This window comes from Allobosea sp. 47.2.35 (genome assembly GCF_024655635.1).
GTDB lineage: Bacteria > Pseudomonadota > Alphaproteobacteria > Rhizobiales > Beijerinckiaceae > Allobosea.
Genome location: NZ_JANLGI010000004.1, coordinates 71730 through 91098, shown reverse-complemented (window position 1 = coordinate 91098; position 19369 = coordinate 71730). Strand labels below are relative to the sequence as shown.

Below are 19369 nucleotides of genomic sequence, written 5' to 3'. Positions count from 1 at the left end.
CTGTCGCCAAGGGGTCAGGCGCAGCGTGCAACCGTGATATCGGCCTTGCCGGCCAGCATCGGCGCGGCGCCGGCATGGCGCAGGGCATGCTCGCGCCGCGCGGCGGCGAGGTTCGACGACGTGCGCGAGCGCTCAGCCAGGACGGTCGAGGGATCGTCAAGCCAGGACGTCGCCAGCGCGCCGTCGATATCCGAACGCACGAGGCCGATATCCTTGAGTCCGCGCTCGTCGAGCTCGGCACCCAGCCGCATCACCTCACGACGATGGGCGAGCGCGCGCACGAGTTGAATCGTTCCGGCAGCGGCGATGGTGGCAACACGCGTGACGCCGGCCGAAACGGACGAGAGCGACTTCGCGGTAATGGTCATGAGCAGCATGACGGCCTCCTTTGGCGGTGCGGAACGTTGATCTTTGCCTCTCCGCCCCGCCCGGACGCGCCATTGACGGGAAATTTCGGAGTGCATCCAGACCCTAGCGAAGCTCTGGCCATCAGCCAAACGAATGGTTATGATGTCTCGCAACACTGATATTGATGGACAGTGGACGGGGATCGCCAATGGCTCATGTGCTCGACGCCGATCAGCTCAAGACCTTCGTCGCCATCGCCGATACCGGTTCCTTCACCCGCGCCGCGGAGATCGTCTTCAAGACGCAATCGGCCGTTTCCATGCAGATGAAGCGGCTTGAGGAGCGCGTCGGGCGGCCCCTGTTCGGCCGTGACGGGCGCCATGCCAAGCTGACCGAGGATGGCGAGCGCCTGCTCGACTATGCCCGCCGGATCGTGCGCCTCAATCTCGAATGCGTGGCATCCTTCGCCGATGCCGATCTCAAGGGCCGCATCCGTCTCGGCGTGCCTGACGACTATGCCGATCGCTACCTGCCGGAAATCCTGGCGCGCTTCGCCCATTCGAATCCGCGCGCCGAGGTCACCGTGGTCTGCGAGCCGACCCCGATGCTGGCGGAGCGGATCGCGACCGGCGATATCGACCTCGCGATCATCACCCATGTCGAAAGCCGCGGCCAGGGCGAGATCATCCGCATCGAGCCGCTGCTCTGGGTCACCTCGGCGCGCCATAGCGTGCATGAGGAGGACCCGCTGCCGCTCGCGCTGGGGCGGCCGACCTGCAACTGGCGGCAGGCCGCGGTCGATGCGCTGGAATCGAAGGGGCGGCGCTTCCGCGTGCTCTATGCGAGCTGGAATTCCACGGCCGTCGGCGCGGCGGTGCTGGCTGGGCTCGCGATCTCGGTGCTGCCGGAGAGCGCGGTCAGACCGGGCATGCGCATCCTGGGGCCCTCGGAAGGCTTCGCAACCTTGCCGTCATGCAAGATCGGGCTGCTGCGCACCCGCTTCGATCCCTCGGTTCTGTCGAACGCGCTGGCCGAGCACATCATCCAGAGCCTGGACAACCTGGCGAGCTTCAAGACGGCGGCAGAATAGAAAAGCGGCTCAGGGCATCTTGATGCCGCTGGCTGCGGCCATCAGGAAGGAATTGACCCGGGCGCCGTAAAAGGTGACCGAGGTGATGATCGTGATCGAGATGATGACGGCGACGAGGCCGTACTCGATCACGGTCGCACCGCGCTCGTCACGAACAAACTCAAGGAAGCTCTGTCTGATCCGCTCCATGCCGGCAGATTAACGGCAAGCTTCATCCAACTCGTTAATTCCGACGCTGCAATCCGCCCGAAATGGCGATTATCGCGTGGAAGCGAGGGGATCGCGGGCCGTTTCAGAGCGCCATTTCGGTCATGACGGGCTCGACCTTGCCCTGCCAAGCATCACGATAGCGCGCCTCCAGCACCTGCGCGAGATTCTGGCCACACTCCAGAATGCCTTGCAAAGGCGCCAGGAAACGGGTCTCGTCCTGCCCGGCGCCGTTCTTGAAGGCCCTGCGCGCAAGGCCCGCGCGCGACAGTTCCACGACCTCGGCAGCGATCTCCGCGAGCTTGCGCCCACCGATCGCAGCCGCAAGCCCTTGCGCCGGCACCGCATCGCGCAACGCCTGCCGCTCCTCGGCGTTCCAGCCCTTGACGAGATCCCAGGCCGCATCGAGCGAGGTGGTATCGTAGAGCAGGCCGACCCAGAAGGCCGGCATCGCAGCCAGCATGTCGGCCGGCCCGGCATCGCAGCCGCGCATCTCGAGGAAGCGCTTGAGCCGGACCTCGGGGAACAGCGTCGAGAGATGATTGGCCCAGTCGGACATGGTCGCCTTCTCGCCCGGCAATTGCGGCAGGCGGCCGGCCAGCAGATCGCGGAAGGAGGCGCCCGCGACGTCATGATAGGTGTCGCCGCGCTTGACGAAGTACATGGGGACGTCGAGCGCCCAGTCGACATAGCCCTCATAGGACATGCCTTCGTCGAAGGCGAAGGCCAGCATGCCGGAGCGGGCCTTGTCGGTGTCGCGCCAGATTTCCGAGCGCATCGACTGGAAGCCGTTGAGCTTGCGCTCCAGGAAAGGCGAGGAGGCGAACAGGGCGGTGGAGAGCGGCTGCAATGCCAGCGAGACCCGGAGCTTGCGGACCATGTCCGTCTCGCTGGCGAAGTCGAGATTGACCTGCACGGTGCAGGTCCGGAACATCATGTCGAGGCCCATCGTGCCGACCTTCGGCATGTAGTTCGCCATGATCTTGTAGCGACCCTTCGGCATGACCGGCGTCTCGGTGCGGGTCCAGAGCGGCGAGGCACCAAGGCCGGCGAAGCCGATATCATGCGGGGCAGCGACGGCCTTCACATCGGCGAGATGGGCCAGAAGCTCGGCCTCCGTCTCATGCAGCGTCGCCAGCGGCGCGCCGGACAGCTCGAACTGACCGCCGGGCTCCAGCGAGATCGCCCCACCGCCATCCGGCCCGGCCAGGCCGATGATATGGCCGGCATCGACGATCGGCTCCCAGCCGAGCCGCTGCTGCATGCCTTCCAGCAGCGCGCGGATACCGCCGGCGCCAGCGCGCCCCTCATAGGGAACAGGCGCGAGGTCGCTCCGATAGAACGGGAATTTCTCGTGCTCGGTGCCGATCCGGAAGGACGAGACCGGTTTCTCGCCGGCGGCGATCCACGCAATCAGTTCGGCCTTGGAACCGATCGGGGTCGAATCGGACACGTCGCGAGCCATGGGCGCTCCGGCAGATTAAGTCAGGACGACCGGCCCCCGGCACTGAGCGCGCGGAGGAAGCCGGAAGAGGATGCACAGACATAGGCGAGCGCCGGGCGCTCGACAACGACCGGTATCGTGCATTCGCGCAAAGGCGACCGGCGCTGGCGGCAGGTCTCGCCGCCCTGATTGTCAGGCCCGCGGCCAGTCGCCGAGAGCGGCCTGCACCAGAGCGAGCGCCGCCACCGCGGCCGTATCCGCCCGCAGAATGCGCGGACCGAGCGAGATCGGCAGCGTGTTGGGCCGCGACCGGATCAATTGCCTCTCGGCTTCGTCGAAGCCGCCTTCAGGGCCGATCAGGACGGCAAGCGGCGCAGGCTTGCACGCACCCAGGGCCGAAAGCGGGCTCGCCTCCGCCATGCCCTCGTCGCAGAAGACCAGCAGCCGCTCCGGCGCCAGCGCCGCGAGCGCGGCTTCGAGGGAGCGTTCCGGCTCGATCCCCGGCAGGCAAAGGATGCCGCATTGCTCGGCCGCCTCGACGGCATTGGCGCGCATCCGGTCGAGGTTGAGTCGGGAGACCTGGGTACGCCGGGTCAGCACGGGCTGAAGCACGCCCGCCCCCATCTCGACCGCCTTCTGCGCCATGTAGTCGAGCCGGGCATGTTTCAGCGGTGCGAACAGGTAGTGCAGGTCGGAGGCCGGAGGCTGCGGCTTCGTCTGTCGAACCAGTTCGAGGCTTGCCTGCTTGCGGCCTTCCGGCACGAGGCGCGCCAGCCATTCGCCGTCGCGCCCGTTGAAGACGAGGATGGTGCCCTCGACCCGCAGACGCAGGACATTGAGCAGATAATTGGCCTGCTCGCGTTCGAGCGGGAGAATCGCAGCCGGGCCAAAGGGCTGATCGATGAAGAGCCGGTGCCGGGCGAAATCGGGAGCGGACATGGGCGCAAGCGCCTCCGGAAAGCTGTGATATCGTCGAGAACGCTACGAAAAACGCCACAATGTCCTTCTAGTAGCGATCCGTTCCCAAAAGGCCACCCATGGACTCGCAAGAGTCGTTGGCGTTAACAGCGCCTGCTGTTAAGGACGTATCGAAGGATCGGCCGGGGAGGCCGGCAATCTGGAGTAAGGAAACCATGCGGCGTTGGATGGCTTCAGGCGCAATCGCGGTGCTCGGCCTTGCCGTGGCCCCGTTCCTGGCGGCTGCTCCCGCAAACGCGCAGGTCTCGGGCTGCGAGCAGATTCAGAAGCTGCTCTCCGAGCGCCAGTCGATCGTCGCGCGCCTTTCGGCCGCGCAGAAGGCCAAGCAGAAGATGACGCCGCAGGAAGCCTGCAGCGCCTTCGGCCGTCTCGTCAATAATGGCGATGCCGCGATCAAGTTCGCCACCGCCAACCAGGACTGGTGCCAGATTCCGGCGACCTTCATCGAAGGCATGCAGGCCGACAACAAGAAGGTGACCGGCTTCCGCGCCCAGGCCTGCAACGCCGTGAAGCAGCAGGCCGCGATGCAGCGCCGCGCCCAGCAGCAAGCGCAAGGCGCCAATCCGTTCGGCGGCGCCGATTCCATCACCGGCGGCGTCGGCGGCGGCATGCGCGTGCCGCAAGGCGCGCTCTGACCGGCGCCCCCGGCGCCATGCCTGAACCGACACCCGCAGGGGCCATGCCCGGGGGCGACGCGCCCCTCCCCGACGCACCTCTGCCCGATGCGCTCAAGGGGCACTGGGTCGATACGCGGGCACCCCGGACCACAAGGCCATTCCTGAAGCTCGCCCGTATCGAGCGACCGATCGGCTGGTGGCTGCTGCTGATGCCCTGCTGGTGGGCCGCCGGCCTTGCCGCCATCGCAGCCGGCCAGCCCTATCCCAATCCCTGGCACTGCCTGCTCTTCTTCGTCGGCGCCGTGCTGATGCGCGGCGCGGGCTGCACCTTCAACGATATCATCGACCGCAAGCTCGACGCGGAGGTCGCGCGCACACGCGGCCGGCCACTGCCATCCGGGCAGGTGACGGCGAAGGCCGCCGCACTGTTCATGGTCGCGCAGGCGCTCCTCGGCTTCATCGTACTGCTGCAGTTCAACAGCTTCACGATCATCCTCGGCATCGCCTCGCTCGTCATCGTCGCGATTTACCCGTTCATGAAGCGGGTCACGAACATGCCGCAATTCGTGCTGGGGCTCGCCTTCTCATGGGGCGGGCTGATGGGCTGGAGCGCCGTTTTCGGACGGCTCGATGCACCGGCCTACCTGATCTACGCAGCCTCCATCGCCTGGACGGTCGGCTACGACACGATCTATGCGATGCAGGATCTGGAAGACGATGTCATCGCCGGCATCCGTTCGAGCGCACGCTATTTCGGCGATCATACGCGCGAAGCGGTGGCACTGTGCTTTGCGCTGGCGGCTGTGCTCACGGGCATCGCTATCTGGCTGGTCGGGGGTGGCCCGGTCGCCTGGCTCGGCTTTGCCGCCTTCGCCGTGCATCTCGGACGGCAAGTGACGCGCATCAACGGCGCGACGGCGCCCGAAGCCCTCAGGATTTTCCGATCGAACCGCGATGCCGGCCTGCTTCTGGCGGCCGGGCTCGCGCTCGATGCGATGAGTCGTTCGCTGTTCTGAGGATCAGTCTGTCATCCGGTCGCCGCTGACGATCACCGGCAGTTCGGCGAGGCGCCCGGTCTTGCGACGGGTCAGGAAGCGCGGGCGGCGGCCATTGAGCAAGCCGTGACGGCGGCGGATACGAACCGCTCCCAGCGCGACGCGGCCGAGTTGTGGATATGGCTCGGTCACCACGCCATCGGCGGCTTCGAGCAGCAGCGGCAAGCCGCTGGTCCGGCCGAAATCCCGCCAGAGCGCGACCGCATCCTCCTGATCGGCTGAGGCCACCACGATGGAACGGCCGTCACCAGCGGTCAGGGCCAGCTCGAAACGCTCGTCATCGCCGGCCGGGTTGGCCAGACGCAGCGCGACGCCGCGCCAGTTCGCGCCGCCGCGCAGGATCCGCACGGAGCCGACACGCTCGATCGCCGGAGCGACCGGCCGAGCCGGCATCGGGTTGCGGGAAACGATCGCTGTGGTTGTCGGACCGCCGGAGAGAACAGGCACAAAACCGCTCTCTCCGGCGGCCGGCGTGACGCTGGCCATCGGTTGTAACGCCTCTCTGTAATCCCTGCTGCAACGGAGCCCTCTGTCGATGCCGGGGCTCTCGTGCTTGCCCTGAGAGGATGGCCGCCAGCCGTGTCCGAGCGCTTAAGGGGTTGGGTTAAAGGAAGGTGTTTCCGCCGCGATCCGACCCGAAACGAGCGGTTTCCAGCCGGATGCTTGACGGAATCTTTCGATCCACGGCCGCATTTTCGGCTTGAAACAGCGACTTTGACGGCCGATAGGAAAGCCATGAACGCCACCACGCTACCGATCGCGGCCGAGCTGCTGAAGGCCGTCGGCGAAAGCTGCCTCGAAGCCGGCACGATCGCCCTGGAGCTGTTCCGGCCGGGCGCGGCGACGGCAGCGCGAACCTGGTCCAAGAGCGGCGGATCGCCCGTCACCGAAGCCGATATCGGCGTCGACACCTTCCTGCGGATTCGATTGTCGGAACTGTTGCCCGAGGCCGCCTGGCTTTCCGAGGAGACGGTCGACGACGCGCAGCGTCTCTCGCATCGCTACGTCTGGGTCGTCGACCCGATCGACGGCACGCGCGCCTTCATGCAGGGCTCGCCGGACTGGGCCGTCTGCGTCGCCCTGCTCGACCAGGGCGCGCCCGTCCTCGGCATCGTCCATGCGCCGGCCTGCAACGCGACCTATCGCGCACTCGCCGGCGGCGGTGCGACGCTCAATGGTGAAACCATCAGAGCCTCTTCCGTGGAAACCCTGACCGGAGCCCGCATCGCCGGGCCCAAGCCGATGCTCGATGCGCTCGCACAGTTCGAGAGCTTCGAGGCCGCCGGCCGCATTCCATCGCTGGCGCTGCGGCTCACGCGCATCGCCGACGGCACGATCGATGCCGGCCTGATCTCGCCCGATGCCCGCGACTGGGACCTGGCGGCGGCCGATCTCGTGCTGAGCGAGGCCGGCGGGCGGCTCACCGACGGCGAGGGCCGGCCTGTCGCTTACAATCGCGAAGTGCCGGTCCATGGCATGCTCGCGGCCAGCAACGGCAAGCTCGCCGTGCCGCTGCAAGCCGCGATCGAACGGCTGCGCGACGGACGGACGCAGCCCGCCTGACCATTTTTTTCAACGCTTCCGGCGCGGCCCGCTCGCATGGGCCGCCGGGATGGCTTATGGGGGCGAAACGGCCCCTGCAGGAGAGTTCGATGAGCGCGGAACCGGAACAGAAGCAACTCCTTCACCTCGTGCTTGGCGGCGAGCTCGCCTCGCTCGACGGCATCACCTTCAAGGACCTGGCGAAGCTCGACATCGTCGGCGTCTTCCCGAACTATGCCACCGCCCACACAGCCTGGAAGGCCAAGGCCCAGCAGACGGTCGACCAGGCGCAGACGCGCTATTTCATCGTGCATCTCCACCGGCTGCTCGACCCCGAGACCGCCAAGAGCTGAGCCCCGACGGGCTTAGAACGACAGGACCTATGGGTTTTTCGATCCTCAAGACGCGCGTGGCGCAGGAAACGCTCGGCCGGATGCTGGCCGGCTACCTGCGCCTCGTGCAGCGCACGAACCGGATCGTCTTCGAGCCCACCGATATCTACGACCATGTCCGGCCGGACCTGCCGCTGATCTTCGCGATGTGGCACGGCCAGCACATCATGATCCCCTTCGCCCGGCCGGACTGGATGCCGGCCTGCTCGCTGGTCTCGCGTCATGGCGACGGCGGCTTCAATGCGGTGGCGCTGCGCGAACTCGGCATCGGCGCGATCCGCGGCTCGGGGGCCCTCGGCAAGAAAATCCGCGAGAAGGGCGGCGCCAGCGCCTTCCTCGCCATGGTTCGGCGCCTCGCCGCAGGCGACACCATGGTGCTCACCGCAGACATCCCGAAGCGGGCCCGCATCGTCGGTCCCGGCATCATCGCGCTGGCCCGCGCCTCCGGCCGGCCGATCCGTGCGGTTGCCGTGGTGACGAGCCGGCGCATCGACTTCAACAGCTGGGACCGGGCCTCGATCGGCCTGCCCTTCGGGCGCTGCGCCATCGTCGTCGGCGAGCCGATCCTGGTCGCGCGCGACGCCGACGAGGCGACGCAGGAGGCGGCGCGGCTCGCGCTTCAGGCCAGCCTCGACGACGTCCATGCCCGCGGTTATGCGCTGGTCGGCAGCCGCGATCCGGGCGCCGGCCTGCGCGAGAAGCAGCTGGCTGTCGGGGCGCCCGCATGAGCGGCAAGGGCGCGATCCTCCGCAGCTATCGCTATGCAACCTCCCTGCTGGAGCCGGCTGCGGCCGGGCTCCTGCTTTGGCGCCAGCGGCGCGGCAAGGAGGATGCCACGCGCCTCGCCGAGCGGCGCGGGCACGCCAGCGTCAAGCGGCCGAACAAGCAGCTGGTCTGGCTGCACGGCGCCAGCGTCGGCGAGACCGTGACCCTGCTGCCGCTGATCGCGAAACTGCAGAAGCGCGGCTTCGCGGTGCTGGTGACCTCCGGCACCGTCACCTCGGCCAAGCTGATGGCGGCGCGCCTGCCGGGCGGCGTGATCCATCAGTACATCCCGCTGGACGTGGCCCGCTACATGCGCCGCTTCATGGATCATTGGCGGCCAGATCTCTGCCTGATCTGCGAATCCGAGATTTGGCCGAACCTGCTGATCGAGGCGCAGCGCCGCGACATCCCCGTCGTGATGGTCAATGGCCGCATGTCGGAGCGCTCCTTCGCGCGCTGGTACAAGATGCCGAAGACCTCGCGCTTCCTGCTCTCCTGCTTCGAGGCCTGCCTGGCGCAATCGCAAGGCGATGCCGAGCGGCTGGCTCAGCTCGGCGCGCCGCGCGTCAGCGTCAGCGGCAACCTGAAATTCGACGTGCCGGCTCCACCCGCCGACCCCGACACGCTCGCGATCCTCGACGGCCAGACGACGGGCCGCCCGGTCTGGATCGCAGCCAGCACCCATCCCGGCGAGGATGAGCTGGTGCTCGCCGCCCATCTCGCGATCAAGCCCTATCTGCCGAAGCTGCTGACGATCATCGCGCCGCGCCACCCGCAGCGCGGCCCGGAGATCGAGGCTCTCGCCGAGGCCAACGACGTCGCGGTCTCGCGCCGCGCCGCCGGTGCCAGCCCCGAGCGCGATGTCGATCTCTATGTCGCCGACACCGTCAACGAGCTCGGGCTGTTTTACCGTTTGTCGCAGGTCGCCTTCCTCGGCGGCTCTCTGGTCGAGGGCATCGGCGGGCACAATCCGATCGAGCCGGCGAAGCTCGGCTGCGCGCTGCTGCACGGGCCGCATGTCCATAACGCCGCCGAGATCTTCGCCGCCTTCGACCGCGGCGGTGGCTCGCGCGAGGTCGCCGATGCGCAGGCGCTGGCCGGCGCGGTCCATCGCTGGCTGAACAACCCGGCCGAAGCCCGGCAGGCGGCGCGCGCCGCCGCGCAGACCGCAACCGAGCTCGGTGGCGCCCTGAACCGCACTCTCCATGCGATCGAGCCCCTGCTGATGCGGGTCGCGATCGGCCAGCGCGAGAGCGCGCCCTGATGTTGCGTGCCCCGCGCTTCTGGTGGCGGGAGAGACCCACGCTGCTTGCCCGGCTGCTCCAGCCGCTGGGTTTCATCTACGGCCGGATCACGCTGCGGCGGATGCAGCGGCCCGGAACCGAAGCCGGTGTTCCGGTCATCTGCGTCGGCAATTTCATCGCCGGCGGCGCAGGCAAGACGCCGACGGCGATCGCCATAGCCCGCCTGCTGGAAGAGCGCGGCGAAAAACCCTTCGTGCTGATGCGCGGCTATGGCGGGCGGCTCACGGGGCCGGTCGAGGTCGATCCGGACCGGCATCGCGCCACCGATGTCGGCGACGAGCCGCTGCTGATGGCCCGCCATGCCCGCACTGTCATCGCCCGCGACCGCGTGGCCGGCGCGAGGCTGGCGCGCGGCCTAGGGGCCAGCATCGTCGTGATGGATGACGGGTTGCAGAACCCATCGCTGGTCAAGCATCTCAGGCTCGCGGTGGTGGATGGAGCCAGCGGCGCCGGCAACGGGCTTTGCCTGCCGGCCGGCCCCCTGCGCGCGCCGCTTGCGGAGCAGATGGCCGAAACTGACGCCGTCATCGTGATCGGACCGGGGGACGCAGGCCAGCGCGTTGCCGCCGCCGCGCGGGCGGCGCAGAAGCCGGTTCTCGCGGCCGTGCTCAAGCCTGCCGATGCCGCCGTCGAGCGCTTGCGCGGACGAAAAGTCGTGGCGCTGTCAGGGATCGGGCGGCCGGAAAAATTCGCGACCACGCTGCGGGGTGCGGGGGCGATCGTCGCAGCCGAGCTGGCCCATGGCGATCACCACGCTTACGCGGAAAGCGATATTGCAGCTGCGCTCGCAAGTGCCCGGGAGCGTTCAGCGCTTGTCGCGACGACCGAGAAGGACTGGACCAAGCTCGCGCCGCTCTGGCCCGAGGATGCGCGTGAACGGCTGGTCGTTGTGCCGGTCTCGCTGGTCTTCGCAGAGCCAGCCGGGATCAGCGGGTTGCTCGCCGGCGTCGGCAAGGCGAGCTGAGATTTCGTCAGGCGCGGCCGGCGCGGCGCAGTCTCAAAAGCGCGGCTTCCGACGAGGAATAAGCTTCCTGCCACTCGATCGACCAGTAGCGGAGATCGTCGAGGCGGATCGGCGCGCCGGTCACGGCGCAGCGCACGAAAGCGCCGGGCTTGACCACGCGGAACTCGCCGGGGCCGTAATCGACGACAGCTTCAGGGCCATGAGGCGGAAGGCGCTCGCTGATATTCATCAAAATTGCATCAAATCATTGATCGGGAAACGGAAAGCCGGGATACTCCGGGGTTTGTGATAACCTTCTGGTCGGCGATGTCCAGTCTCCTGCGCCTCATGGCGTGCCTGATGAGTCTTGCGCTGCTCGCAGCACCGGCAGCCCGTGCCGGTGGCTACGAACGCGTGGCCATCGAGACCGACCAGGGAACGCTGACCGGGGTGTTCTATCTGCCGGCCGGCCAGGGGCCGTTTCCGGCTGTCGTCGCGCTGCATGGTTGCGGCGGCTTGTGGCGCGAGCAAGGCCAGCTTTCGCTCCGGCACGCCGATTGGGGCGAGCGCTTGGCCGCCGCCGGCTTCGCCGTGCTGATGCCGGACAGCTACGGCTCGCGCGGGCTCGGCTCGCAATGCGGCGTGAAGGACCTGACCGTCCGGGCCAACCGGGAACGCGTCGCCGATGCGATGGCCGCGCGGAGCTGGCTGCAGCAGCGCGGCAACATCAAGCCTGACTCGATTGCCCTCCTCGGCTGGTCGAGCGGCGGCCTGACCGTGCTGACCGCGATCCGCAAGGAGCGCATTCCCGCCGACGGCATGCCCGATTTCAAGCGCGCCGCCGCCTTCTACCCGGCCTGCCGGAGCCAGTCGGAATCGCCGAGCTTCTCCGCCCGCATTCCGCTGCTGATCCTGATCGGCGAGGCCGACGACTGGACCCCGGCCGCACCCTGCAGCCATCTCGCCAAGGCGGCGCAGGCGCGCGGCGAGCAGGTCGGGCTCGTGCTCTATCCCGGCGCGCTGCATGATTTCGACCACCCGCGCCTTGAGGTGAAGGAGCGCGACAACATCGCCTATTCTGCCAGCGGCACCGGCAAGGCCACGGTCGGCACCAATATGGCGGCACGCGAGGACGCGCTGAAGCGGGTCAAGGCCTTCCTGACCGGCCCCTGAACCTCAAAACAGATCACCTTGCGTTCCCGGTGTCGGCGCCTTGCGAACCGGCCGCGGCGCAGACGGTTTCGGCCCTCCGGCCTCGCCACCCAAGACCGTGACACCGAAGCTGCCATCGGCGAGCTGAACGGAGAGCCCCCTGCCCGGCTGGGCCGCCCCGACGCTGCGCACCAGGGTGCCAGCCTCGTCGCGGATCAGGGCATAGCCGCGGGAGAGCACCGCTTCCGGCCCGAGCGAGCGGATCAAGGCCCAGAGCGAGGAGAGCCGGTCAGTGCGCCGATGGAGCGCCTGACCGAAGGCGCGATCGGCACGCTGAGCCAGCGCGAGGCCGCGCTCGCGCCGCTGGATCAGACTCTGGCCGAACGCATTATGCGCCCGCGTCTCCAGTGCCGCGAGACGGTCGCGGGCAGTGGCGATCCGCGTGCGCTCGCCGGCGATGGCGTTGCCGCGCGCCGCGGTCAGCACGCGCCCGAAGCCTGCGAGTTCAGCCCGCAGGCGGGCAAGGGCGACGCGCGGTGAGCGCGCTTCCAATCGGCGCGAGAGTGCCTGCAGAGCGAGTTCATGCGCGCGCGCGTTCCGAGCCAGCGCCGGGGCGAGCCGCGTCGCGGCGAGATCGAGCCGCTGGCGCGGGCCGGACAGGACGGCCTCAGGCCCCGGCAAGGCACGGGCAAGCGCGCGCAAGTCGCTGCGGCGGCGATCGGAGAGACGAAGCATCGCGCCGGCATGGCGGCGGGCGAGATCGGCGACGAAGCCCATCAATTCCGCCCGCACCGGCACGACCTTCTCGGCCGCGCCGGTCGGGGTCGGGGCACGCAGGTCGGCGGCGTGATCGATCAGCGTCCAGTCGGTCTCGTGGCCGACGGCGGAGACCAGCGGAATCTCGGAGGCCGCAGCGGCGCGGACCACAATCTCCTCGTTGAAGCTCATCAGGTCTTCGAGCGAGCCGCCGCCGCGCGCGACGATGATGACGTCCGGCCGGGGAATGCGCCCGCCCACGGGCAAAGCATTGAAGCCGGTAATCGCGTTGGCGACCTCGGCCGCGCTGGTCTCGCCTTGCACCCTCACAGGCCAGACCAGGACATGGCGCGGAAAGCGATCCTCGAGGCGGTGCAGGATGTCGCGGATAACCGCGCCGGTCGGCGAAGTCACGACGCCGATGACGGAGGGCAGATAGGGGATGAGCTGCTTGCGCTCCTCGGCGAAGAGCCCCTCGGCCGCGAGCCGCTTGCGGCGCTCTTCCAGCAGCGCCATCAGCGCGCCGGCCCCCGCCAGCTCCAGCGAATCGATGACGATCTGGTAGCTCGACTTGCCGGCGAAGGTGGTGATCTTGCCGGTGGCGACGACCTCCAGCCCTTCCTGCGGGCGCGTCTTCAGCCGGCCGAACACGCCTTTCCAGATCACCGCATCGATCTTGGCGTTCTGGTCCTTCAGCGAGAAATAGACATGGCCGGAGGCGACCGGGCCGCGATAGCCGGAAATCTCGCCGCGTACGCGCACGAAGCCGAAACTGTCCTCGATGGTGCGCTTCAGCGCTCCCGAGAGGTCAGAGACGCTCCATTCGGGCGCATTGCCGGTCGTCTGCTGCGATTCGCTGGTCATGGCCGGGACCATAGCCGGACCGACGATACAGCAGAAGCGTTGCCCGCAGCGCCCGGTGCCGCTATTGCGCCCGTGACGGAGCGGAGACGGCAATGAAAATTCTTCTGATCGGTTCGGGCGGCCGCGAGCATGCGCTCGCCTGGGCGATTTCGGCCTCGCCGCTCTGCGACACGCTGTTCATCGCGCCGGGCAATCCCGGCACCGCCCATTGCGGCGAGAATGTCGTGATCGATATCGCCGACCATGCCGCAGTCGTCGCCTTCTGCCGCCTGCAGGGCATCGACCTCGTCGTCGTCGGGCCGGAAGGACCGCTCGTCGCCGGCATCGCCGACGATCTCCGCGCCGCCGGTTTCAAGGTCTTCGGCCCGTCCAAGGCTGCAGCCCAGCTCGAGGGGTCGAAGGGCTTCACCAAGGAACTCTGCGCCGAGTTCGGTATTCCGACCGCCGGATTCGGCCGCTTTTCCGAGGCTGCTTCCGCGAAGACCTATGTCGCCGCCCAGGGCGCGCCGATCGTGATCAAGGCCGACGGGCTCGCCGCCGGCAAGGGCGTGATCATGGCCGAGACGCTGGACGAGGCGAACGAGGCCATCGACATGATGTTCTCTGGTGGGTTCGGCGCGGCCGGCGCCGAGGTCGTGGTCGAGGAATGGATGATCGGGGAGGAAGCCAGCTTCTTCGCGCTCTGCGACGGCACGCATGCGCTGGCGCTCGCCTCGGCCCAGGATCACAAGCGCGTCGGCGACGGCGATACCGGCCCGAATACCGGCGGCATGGGCGCCTATTCGCCAGCCCCCGTGATGACGCCCGCGCTGACCGAGCGCGTCATGGCCGAGATCATCCGGCCGACGCTCGCCGGCATGGCCAAGCGCGGTACGCCGTTCCAGGGCGTGCTCTTCGCCGGCCTGATGATCACGGCGCAGGGGCCGAAGCTGATCGAATACAACACCCGCTTCGGCGATCCCGAATGCGAGGTGCTGATGCCGCGCCTCAAGAGCGACATCGTGCCGGCGCTGCTCGCCGCCTGCGATGGCGTGCTCGACCGGATCGACCTGCGCTGGCGTGACGAGCCGGCGCTGACCGTGGTGCTCGCGGCCAAGGGCTATCCGGCCAAGCCGGAGACCGGCAGCATCATCCGCGACGTCGAGAAGGCCGAGGCGCTGGACGAGGTGCTGGTCTTCCATGCCGGCACGAAGCTCAAGAACGGCGATCTCGTCGCCAATGGCGGGCGCGTGCTCAATGTCGTCGCCCTCGGCAAGACCGTCGGCGAGGCGCAGAAGCGTGCCTATGAGGCGGTCGACAAGATCGACTGGCCCGGCGGCTTCTGCCGTCGTGACATCGGCTGGCAGGCGATCAAGCGCGAGCAAGGCTGACAGTTCTCCATCGCCGGGGCTATGCTCCCGCCATGGCGAACATCGACTCTCTCTTCCCCGGGTTCAAGGCGCACTGGATCGACGGGCCGGTCGGCAAGATCTTCGCGCGGGTCGGCGGCGAAGGCCCGCCACTTGTGCTGATCCACGGCTTTCCGCAGACCCATGCCGAATGGCATCGGCTGGCGCCGGAGCTGGCCAAGACGCACACCGTCATCTGCCCCGACCTGCGCGGCTATGGCTGGTCAGCGGCGCCACATGGCGATGGCGGCCAAGAGACCTACACCAAGCGCGGCATGGGCGAGGATATCGTCGCGGTGATGCAGGCGCTCGGCCATATCCGCTTCGGCGTGATCGGCCATGATCGCGGGGCGCGCGTCGCCTATCGCCTCGCGCTCGATCATCCCGGCCGCGTCGAGCGGCTCGTCCTGCTCGACATCCTGCCGACGGTCTCGATGTGGGAGGGCATGAACGCGGCGCGCGCCATGCAGGTCTATCACTGGACCTTCCTGGCCCAGCCCGAGCCGATCCCGGAGAACCTGCTCAAGGCCGACCCGGTCGGCTGGCTCGACCGCACCATCGCGAGCTGGAGCCGAGCCAAGAATCTCGACCTGTTCGACCCGCTGGCGATGCAGTCCTATGCGGAATCCTTCAGCGATCCCTCGCGCACGCATGCGGCCTGCGAGGATTACCGCGCCGGCGCCACGACCGATATCGCGCACGACAAGGCCGATCTCGCTGCGAGCAAGCGCATCCTCTGCCCGACGCTGGTGCTCTGGGGCGAGGCCGGCATCCCGGCCAAGGGTGCGAGCCCGCTGGATGTCTGGCACCAGACCTTCGCGCCGCAGGCCGAGGGGCAGGCCATCAACAGCGGCCATTTCCTTCCGGAGGAGAATCCGCAGGCGACGCTCGCGGCGCTGAAGCCGTTCCTGACGCGGGTTATGGCCTGAGCCGGAACGCCATGAACACGACGCTACTTCGGATTGCATAGACAGTGCGGGGAACCCCTCTCCTGTAAGGAGAGGGGCAGGGGTGAGGTGTAGGCCCCTGGACCAGTTGCGAACGCCCTCGCCACTGCTGCGGTTGGGGCCAGACCAAGACGTCCAACGGCCTACCCCTCACCCTGCCCTCTCCCTCCGGGAAAGGGTTCCCCGCGCTGTCCTCACTTTCCGGAGCTGGGTGGCGCTCATGGGTCGGGCAGCGGCTTCATCGACGATGAAGGACAATGAAGACGGTTTCTGAACCAGATACATTTGAAATCGCCCTTGTGCTCGGAGCCGGCGGAGCGCGTGGCCTGAGCCATATCGCCGTGCTGGAGGCGCTCGACGAGCTTGGCCTCAAGCCCGCGCGTATCGCCGGCTGCTCGATCGGCGCGATCATCGGCGCAGCCTTCGCCGCCGGGCTCTCCGGCCGGGAGCTACGCGAGCATGTGCTAGCGATGTTTCGCGACCGGGCGCGGGTGATCGCCCGCCTGCTCGATTGCCGCGTCGGCAAGCTCGCCGATCTCGTGCGCGGCCTCGGCAACCCCGTGCTGATCGACGGCGAAAGGCTGCTCGACCTGTTCTGGCCGGAAGCCGTGCCGGATCGGTTCGAGGAATTGACGATCCCGTTCACGGCGATTGCAGCGGACTACTATCGGCACAGCGAAGTCGCGCTGCACGATGGCCCGCTGACCCCGGCCGTCGCGGCCTCGCTCGCCATTCCTGGGCTGGTGCGGCCGGTCGCGCTCGGAGGGCGCGTGCTGATCGATGGCGGCGCGATCGATCCCCTACCCTATCGCGAGTTGCTGGCGCCCGGCCGCATCGTCCTCGCGGTCGATGTCAGCGCGCCGATGACCGAGCCCGGCGAAGCGCGCATTCCCGGCGCGATGGAGGCGCTGGTCGGCGCCTCGCAGATCCTGACGCGCACGCTGGTCCAGCGCCTGATCGAACAGCAGCCGCCGGATATCCTGATCCGGGCCGGCGCAGACGGCATCGGCGGGCTCGACTTCTTCAAGGCGAAGGCGATCCTCGCAGCAGCCGAGCCAATCAAGGACGAGGTCAAGCGAGCGCTGGAACGGGCTCTCGAAGCACGGGGCTGACCGGCTCCGGCGCGTCGCAACGGAAGCCTGGTAGCGCGGCTTCCAGCACCGCCCTGCCCTCCTCGGTCAGGATCACCGCACGGCTGTCCTTGCGGCGGCGCACCCAGTCCATCTCGAAGCAGCGGCAGGCGAGTGCTGCCGCGAGATGGCCGGCGAGATGCGGCCGGCGCTCGCTCCAGTCGAGACAGGGACGCAAGGCAGCGCGCCGGGCTTTAACGCTGGCGTCAGGGTCGAGACCAAGCGCCTTGAAAATCGCCTTGCCCGAGGTTGTCAGCGCGTAGCCGCCCTCGCTCGCTGCGAGATGCCCGCCCGCCATCAAGGCGTCGTGGATGCCGATGCCGAGCCTTCCGGCGAAATGATCGTAGCAGGTGCGGGCCTGACTCAGTTCGGCGCCCACGCGCGAGGGCAGGCGCCGGCTGGTGCCGTCGAGATTGGCCAGCACCATCAGACCTTCCAGCGCCGTCGCGACCTCGGGGCCGGCGAGCCGGTAATAGCGATGGCGCCCCTGCACCGCGACGTCGATCAGCTTGCCCTGCATCAGCTTGGCGAGATGGCCGCTCGCAGTCTGCGGCGCGACGCCGGCGATCCAGGCGAGTTCCTTTGCCGTCAGCGCGCGGCCATCCATCAGCGCGTGCAGCATGTTGGCGCGGGCCGGATCGCCCATCAGATGGGCGATCTCCGCGAGATAGGGACCTTGCGTGCTCATGGCCGCATGATGCGCCATCCCAGCATCGCCGCAAGCGGGAACGCTACGGCGACGGCCGTAGCGTCGGGCCGCGACAGGCGCCGCAAGCGATGCGACAAGCAGGCCATGGACAACACGACTCTTCTCATCTTCGTCACCGCGACCTTCGTGCTCGCCGGCTTCGTCAAGGGCGTGATCGGGCTGGGCCTGCCGACCATCGCGGTCGGTATCCTCGGCGTGGTCATGGCACCCGCTCAAGCGGCAGCGCTCCTGGTCGTACCCAATCTCGTCACCAATGGCTGGCAGATCGCGACCGGGCCAAAGCTCGGGGCCACGCTGAAGCGCCTCTGGCCGATGCTCGCGACCATCTGCCTGGGAACCTGGGCCGGCGCCGGGCTTTTGCAGCAGCAGAAGGATGGCAGCGCCACGCTCTGGCTCGGCGCAGCGCTTGTTCTCTATGCCCTCGTCGGCCTGAAGGCAGCGAAGCTGCGCGTGCCGGAGCGCTGGGAAGGCTGGCTCGGCCCCCTCATCGGCTTCACGACAGGCGTCGTCACCGCAGCGACCGGCGTCTTCGTGCTGCCGGCCGTGCCGTACCTGCAGGCGCTCGGCTTCGACAAGGACGAGCTGGTGCAGGCACTCGGGATCTCCTTCATCGTCTCGACGCTGGCGCTCTCCTTCGGCCTGATCGGGGCCGGGGCGCTGAATGGCACCGTCGCCTGGCAGTCGTTGCTGGCGCTCGTCCCGGCCCTGATCGGCATGGGTGCCGGGCAGTTCATCCGCAGCCGCATCTCGCCGGCCACCTTCAAGATCTGCTTCTTCGCCGGTTTGCTGGCACTGGGCGCCTATCTCTGCTGGCGCAGCCTGGCCTGATGGTCCGGCTCTTGCTTGGCGCAGCAGGACGCAGTTCGCAGGCTTAACCAGGCGCTAACCATACGGGCGCAGCCTCGGCCGGCAGCAACAGGAGCGGCTCGCATGGATGCCTTCACCATGGTCATCATGGCCTGCGTCGCCGGCGAAGCGCATTGCGCGACCAGCCGCGTCAGCGAGATGGGCTTCACCACGGTGCAAGCCTGCGAGGCGCGGATCGACGACATCGCCCGCACGATAACCCGGGAATTCGGCAAGCGCCCGGAATTCAAGGGCCGGCAGGTGACCTATGACGTCTCCTGCATGGACCGCGCGCAGCTCGCGGCGAAATTCGGCATCGCCTCGTCGGACACCTGAGCGTCAACGCCGCTCGCGGAAGAAATCCCTGAGCAGCGCCGCGGCCTCGCTCTCGCGCAGGCCGCCATAGACCTCGGGTGCATGGTGGCAGGTCGGGCTCTCATAGAGCCTGACGCCGTTCTCGACCGCGCCGCCCTTCGGATCACCGGCGCCGAAATAGAGCCGCCTGATCCGGGAGAATGAGATCGCCGCCGCGCACATCGGGCAAGGCTCGAGCGTAACGTAGAGATCGCAGCCGATCAGGCGCTCGGAGCCGATCGCCGCGCAGGCGAGCCTGAGCGCTAGCATCTCGGCATGCGCCGTCGGATCCTTCAGCTCCAGCGTGCGGTTACCCGCACGGCCGAGGACTGCGCCATCACGCACGATCACCGCGCCGACCGGCACCTCGCCCCGCAAGGCGGCCGCCTTCGCCTCGTCGAAGGCGAGCGCCATGGCGTCGATCGTGGAAGCGTGTTGCGGCGGCGACATCGAAAACCCCGGTTTTGGCGCTCGCAGCAAGGGAAAGCCTCTGCTACAAGCGCCGGCTATAGCGAATAAGCGAGCCAGGCCTTTCCCG

Annotated in this window: 23 protein-coding genes; 14 read left to right on the top strand and 9 right to left on the bottom strand. The window is 68.1% G+C overall.

Annotated features, from left to right (window positions below):
* Positions 1 to 14: 14 nt before the first annotated feature.
* A complete protein-coding gene (locus tag NUV79_RS07435) occupies positions 15 to 377 on the bottom strand; it encodes a DUF1127 domain-containing protein (RefSeq protein ID WP_257732438.1) in 363 nt (120 codons plus the stop codon).
* Positions 378 to 556: 179 nt separating this feature from the next.
* Between NUV79_RS07435 and NUV79_RS07430 the strand changes: the two genes are divergently transcribed.
* Entirely contained in the window at positions 557 to 1438 is an 882-nt protein-coding gene (locus NUV79_RS07430; RefSeq protein WP_047580398.1) for a LysR substrate-binding domain-containing protein, read from the top strand.
* A gap of 9 nt (positions 1439 to 1447) precedes the next feature.
* On the opposite strand, the gene NUV79_RS07425 is transcribed toward NUV79_RS07430, so the two are convergent.
* From NUV79_RS07425 to NUV79_RS07415, 3 genes are all read right to left on the bottom strand, one after another.
* On the bottom strand, positions 1448 to 1627 hold the full coding sequence (locus NUV79_RS07425) for a Flp family type IVb pilin (protein ID WP_257732437.1): 180 nt from the start codon (positions 1625 to 1627) through the stop codon (positions 1448 to 1450).
* Positions 1628 to 1730: 103 nt separating this feature from the next.
* Positions 1731 to 3110 carry a glutamate--cysteine ligase gene (locus tag NUV79_RS07420; RefSeq protein WP_257732436.1) on the bottom strand — a complete coding sequence of 460 codons (1380 nt, stop codon included), beginning with the start codon at positions 3108 to 3110 and terminating at the stop codon, positions 1731 to 1733.
* Positions 3111 to 3281: 171 nt separating this feature from the next.
* Positions 3282 to 4028, bottom strand: a complete 747-nt coding sequence (locus NUV79_RS07415; protein WP_257732435.1) for a 16S rRNA (uracil(1498)-N(3))-methyltransferase — start codon at positions 4026 to 4028, stop codon at positions 3282 to 3284.
* A 206-nt stretch (positions 4029 to 4234) separates the two neighbouring features.
* On the opposite strand from NUV79_RS07415, the gene NUV79_RS07410 reads away from it, so the two are divergent.
* Both NUV79_RS07410 and ubiA read left to right on the top strand, forming a co-directional pair.
* Positions 4235 to 4702 (top strand): hypothetical protein, encoded by a 468-nt coding sequence (locus NUV79_RS07410; protein ID WP_257732434.1) that lies wholly within the window; start codon positions 4235 to 4237, stop codon positions 4700 to 4702.
* A 44-nt stretch (positions 4703 to 4746) separates the two neighbouring features.
* Complete coding sequence (gene ubiA, locus NUV79_RS07405) at positions 4747 to 5700, top strand: 4-hydroxybenzoate octaprenyltransferase (RefSeq protein WP_257732433.1); 954 nt, start codon at positions 4747 to 4749, stop codon at positions 5698 to 5700.
* Between the two features lie 3 nt (positions 5701 to 5703).
* Here the strand turns inward: ubiA and NUV79_RS07400 are convergent, their stop codons facing one another.
* A complete protein-coding gene (locus NUV79_RS07400; RefSeq protein ID WP_257732432.1) occupies positions 5704 to 6225 on the bottom strand; it encodes a DUF6101 family protein in 522 nt (173 codons plus the stop codon).
* Positions 6226 to 6474: 249 nt separating this feature from the next.
* On the opposite strand from NUV79_RS07400, the gene NUV79_RS07395 reads away from it, so the two are divergent.
* From NUV79_RS07395 to lpxK, 5 genes are all read left to right on the top strand, one after another.
* Positions 6475 to 7302: a 3'(2'),5'-bisphosphate nucleotidase CysQ gene (locus NUV79_RS07395; protein WP_257732431.1), complete on the top strand. Its 828-nt coding sequence runs from the start codon at positions 6475 to 6477 to the stop codon at positions 7300 to 7302.
* 89 nt (positions 7303 to 7391) lie between these two features.
* Positions 7392 to 7634, top strand: coding sequence for a DUF4170 domain-containing protein (locus NUV79_RS07390; protein ID WP_257732430.1), 243 nt, complete (start codon positions 7392 to 7394; stop codon positions 7632 to 7634).
* 29 nt (positions 7635 to 7663) lie between these two features.
* Entirely contained in the window at positions 7664 to 8401 is a 738-nt protein-coding gene (locus NUV79_RS07385; protein WP_257732429.1) for a lysophospholipid acyltransferase family protein, read from the top strand.
* Entirely contained in the window at positions 8398 to 9702 is a 1305-nt protein-coding gene (locus NUV79_RS07380) for a 3-deoxy-D-manno-octulosonic acid transferase (RefSeq protein ID WP_257732428.1), read from the top strand. The genes NUV79_RS07385 and NUV79_RS07380 overlap by 4 nt, the downstream gene beginning before the upstream one ends.
* Complete coding sequence (gene lpxK / locus NUV79_RS07375) at positions 9702 to 10706, top strand: tetraacyldisaccharide 4'-kinase (protein WP_257732427.1); 1005 nt, start codon at positions 9702 to 9704, stop codon at positions 10704 to 10706. The genes NUV79_RS07380 and lpxK overlap by 1 nt, the downstream gene beginning before the upstream one ends.
* Positions 10707 to 10713: 7 nt before the next feature.
* Here the strand turns inward: lpxK and NUV79_RS07370 are convergent, their stop codons facing one another.
* Positions 10714 to 10935, bottom strand: a complete 222-nt coding sequence (locus tag NUV79_RS07370; protein WP_257732426.1) for a DUF2093 domain-containing protein — start codon at positions 10933 to 10935, stop codon at positions 10714 to 10716.
* Between the two features lie 110 nt (positions 10936 to 11045).
* Between NUV79_RS07370 and NUV79_RS07365 the strand changes: the two genes are divergently transcribed.
* Positions 11046 to 11858 (top strand): dienelactone hydrolase family protein, encoded by an 813-nt coding sequence (locus NUV79_RS07365; protein ID WP_257732425.1) that lies wholly within the window; start codon positions 11046 to 11048, stop codon positions 11856 to 11858.
* Positions 11859 to 11861: 3 nt separating this feature from the next.
* Here NUV79_RS07365 and xseA read toward each other — a convergent pair whose 3' ends face one another.
* The gene (xseA, locus tag NUV79_RS07360; RefSeq protein WP_257732424.1) at positions 11862 to 13457 is read right to left on the bottom strand and encodes an exodeoxyribonuclease VII large subunit; all 1596 of its coding nucleotides are present in this window, start codon (positions 13455 to 13457) and stop codon (positions 11862 to 11864) included.
* A gap of 92 nt (positions 13458 to 13549) precedes the next feature.
* Between xseA and purD the strand changes: the two genes are divergently transcribed.
* From purD to NUV79_RS07345, 3 genes are all read left to right on the top strand, one after another.
* Positions 13550 to 14827 (top strand): phosphoribosylamine--glycine ligase, encoded by a 1278-nt coding sequence (gene purD, locus NUV79_RS07355; protein WP_257732423.1) that lies wholly within the window; start codon positions 13550 to 13552, stop codon positions 14825 to 14827.
* Positions 14828 to 14859: 32 nt separating this feature from the next.
* On the top strand, positions 14860 to 15774 hold the full coding sequence (locus tag NUV79_RS07350) for an alpha/beta fold hydrolase (RefSeq protein ID WP_257732422.1): 915 nt from the start codon (positions 14860 to 14862) through the stop codon (positions 15772 to 15774).
* A gap of 275 nt (positions 15775 to 16049) precedes the next feature.
* Entirely contained in the window at positions 16050 to 16904 is an 855-nt protein-coding gene (locus NUV79_RS07345) for a patatin-like phospholipase family protein (RefSeq protein WP_257732421.1), read from the top strand.
* Here the strand turns inward: NUV79_RS07345 and NUV79_RS07340 are convergent.
* Positions 16864 to 17610, bottom strand: coding sequence for an ArsR/SmtB family transcription factor (locus NUV79_RS07340; RefSeq protein WP_257732420.1), 747 nt, complete (start codon positions 17608 to 17610; stop codon positions 16864 to 16866). The genes NUV79_RS07345 and NUV79_RS07340 overlap by 41 nt on opposite strands.
* A gap of 105 nt (positions 17611 to 17715) precedes the next feature.
* Between NUV79_RS07340 and NUV79_RS07335 the strand changes: the two genes are divergently transcribed.
* Positions 17716 to 18459, top strand: a complete 744-nt coding sequence (locus NUV79_RS07335) for a sulfite exporter TauE/SafE family protein (RefSeq protein ID WP_257732419.1) — start codon at positions 17716 to 17718, stop codon at positions 18457 to 18459.
* Positions 18460 to 18561: 102 nt separating this feature from the next.
* Positions 18562 to 18813: a hypothetical protein gene (locus tag NUV79_RS07330; RefSeq protein ID WP_257732418.1), complete on the top strand. Its 252-nt coding sequence runs from the start codon at positions 18562 to 18564 to the stop codon at positions 18811 to 18813.
* 3 nt (positions 18814 to 18816) lie between these two features.
* Here the strand turns inward: NUV79_RS07330 and NUV79_RS07325 are convergent, their stop codons facing one another.
* A complete protein-coding gene (locus NUV79_RS07325; RefSeq protein WP_257732417.1) occupies positions 18817 to 19281 on the bottom strand; it encodes a nucleoside deaminase in 465 nt (154 codons plus the stop codon).
* Between the last annotated feature and the right edge of the window lie 88 nt (positions 19282 to 19369).

Excerpts from the sequence above, each read along its gene's own strand:
- NUV79_RS07435 (WP_257732438.1), bottom strand. The coding sequence starts at position 377 with ATGCTGCTCATGACCATTACCGCGAAGTCGCTCTCGTCCGTTTCGGCC.
- NUV79_RS07430 (WP_047580398.1), top strand. The coding sequence starts at position 557 with ATGGCTCATGTGCTCGACGCCGATCAGCTCAAGACCTTCGTCGCCATC.
- NUV79_RS07425 (WP_257732437.1), bottom strand. The coding sequence starts at position 1,627 with ATGGAGCGGATCAGACAGAGCTTCCTTGAGTTTGTTCGTGACGAGCGC.
- NUV79_RS07420 (WP_257732436.1), bottom strand. The coding sequence starts at position 3,110 with ATGGCTCGCGACGTGTCCGATTCGACCCCGATCGGTTCCAAGGCCGAA.
- NUV79_RS07415 (WP_257732435.1), bottom strand. The coding sequence starts at position 4,028 with ATGTCCGCTCCCGATTTCGCCCGGCACCGGCTCTTCATCGATCAGCCC.
- NUV79_RS07410 (WP_257732434.1), top strand. The coding sequence starts at position 4,235 with ATGGCTTCAGGCGCAATCGCGGTGCTCGGCCTTGCCGTGGCCCCGTTC.
- ubiA (WP_257732433.1), top strand. The coding sequence starts at position 4,747 with ATGCCCGGGGGCGACGCGCCCCTCCCCGACGCACCTCTGCCCGATGCG.
- NUV79_RS07400 (WP_257732432.1), bottom strand. The coding sequence starts at position 6,225 with ATGGCCAGCGTCACGCCGGCCGCCGGAGAGAGCGGTTTTGTGCCTGTT.
- NUV79_RS07395 (WP_257732431.1), top strand. The coding sequence starts at position 6,475 with ATGAACGCCACCACGCTACCGATCGCGGCCGAGCTGCTGAAGGCCGTC.
- NUV79_RS07390 (WP_257732430.1), top strand. The coding sequence starts at position 7,392 with ATGAGCGCGGAACCGGAACAGAAGCAACTCCTTCACCTCGTGCTTGGC.
- NUV79_RS07385 (WP_257732429.1), top strand. The coding sequence starts at position 7,664 with ATGGGTTTTTCGATCCTCAAGACGCGCGTGGCGCAGGAAACGCTCGGC.
- NUV79_RS07380 (WP_257732428.1), top strand. The coding sequence starts at position 8,398 with ATGAGCGGCAAGGGCGCGATCCTCCGCAGCTATCGCTATGCAACCTCC.
- lpxK (WP_257732427.1), top strand. The coding sequence starts at position 9,702 with ATGTTGCGTGCCCCGCGCTTCTGGTGGCGGGAGAGACCCACGCTGCTT.
- NUV79_RS07370 (WP_257732426.1), bottom strand. The coding sequence starts at position 10,935 with ATGAATATCAGCGAGCGCCTTCCGCCTCATGGCCCTGAAGCTGTCGTC.
- NUV79_RS07365 (WP_257732425.1), top strand. The coding sequence starts at position 11,046 with ATGAGTCTTGCGCTGCTCGCAGCACCGGCAGCCCGTGCCGGTGGCTAC.
- xseA (WP_257732424.1), bottom strand. The coding sequence starts at position 13,457 with ATGACCAGCGAATCGCAGCAGACGACCGGCAATGCGCCCGAATGGAGC.
- purD (WP_257732423.1), top strand. The coding sequence starts at position 13,550 with ATGAAAATTCTTCTGATCGGTTCGGGCGGCCGCGAGCATGCGCTCGCC.
- NUV79_RS07350 (WP_257732422.1), top strand. The coding sequence starts at position 14,860 with ATGGCGAACATCGACTCTCTCTTCCCCGGGTTCAAGGCGCACTGGATC.
- NUV79_RS07345 (WP_257732421.1), top strand. The coding sequence starts at position 16,050 with ATGAAGACGGTTTCTGAACCAGATACATTTGAAATCGCCCTTGTGCTC.
- NUV79_RS07340 (WP_257732420.1), bottom strand. The coding sequence starts at position 17,610 with ATGAGCACGCAAGGTCCCTATCTCGCGGAGATCGCCCATCTGATGGGC.
- NUV79_RS07335 (WP_257732419.1), top strand. The coding sequence starts at position 17,716 with ATGGACAACACGACTCTTCTCATCTTCGTCACCGCGACCTTCGTGCTC.
- NUV79_RS07330 (WP_257732418.1), top strand. The coding sequence starts at position 18,562 with ATGGATGCCTTCACCATGGTCATCATGGCCTGCGTCGCCGGCGAAGCG.
- NUV79_RS07325 (WP_257732417.1), bottom strand. The coding sequence starts at position 19,281 with ATGTCGCCGCCGCAACACGCTTCCACGATCGACGCCATGGCGCTCGCC.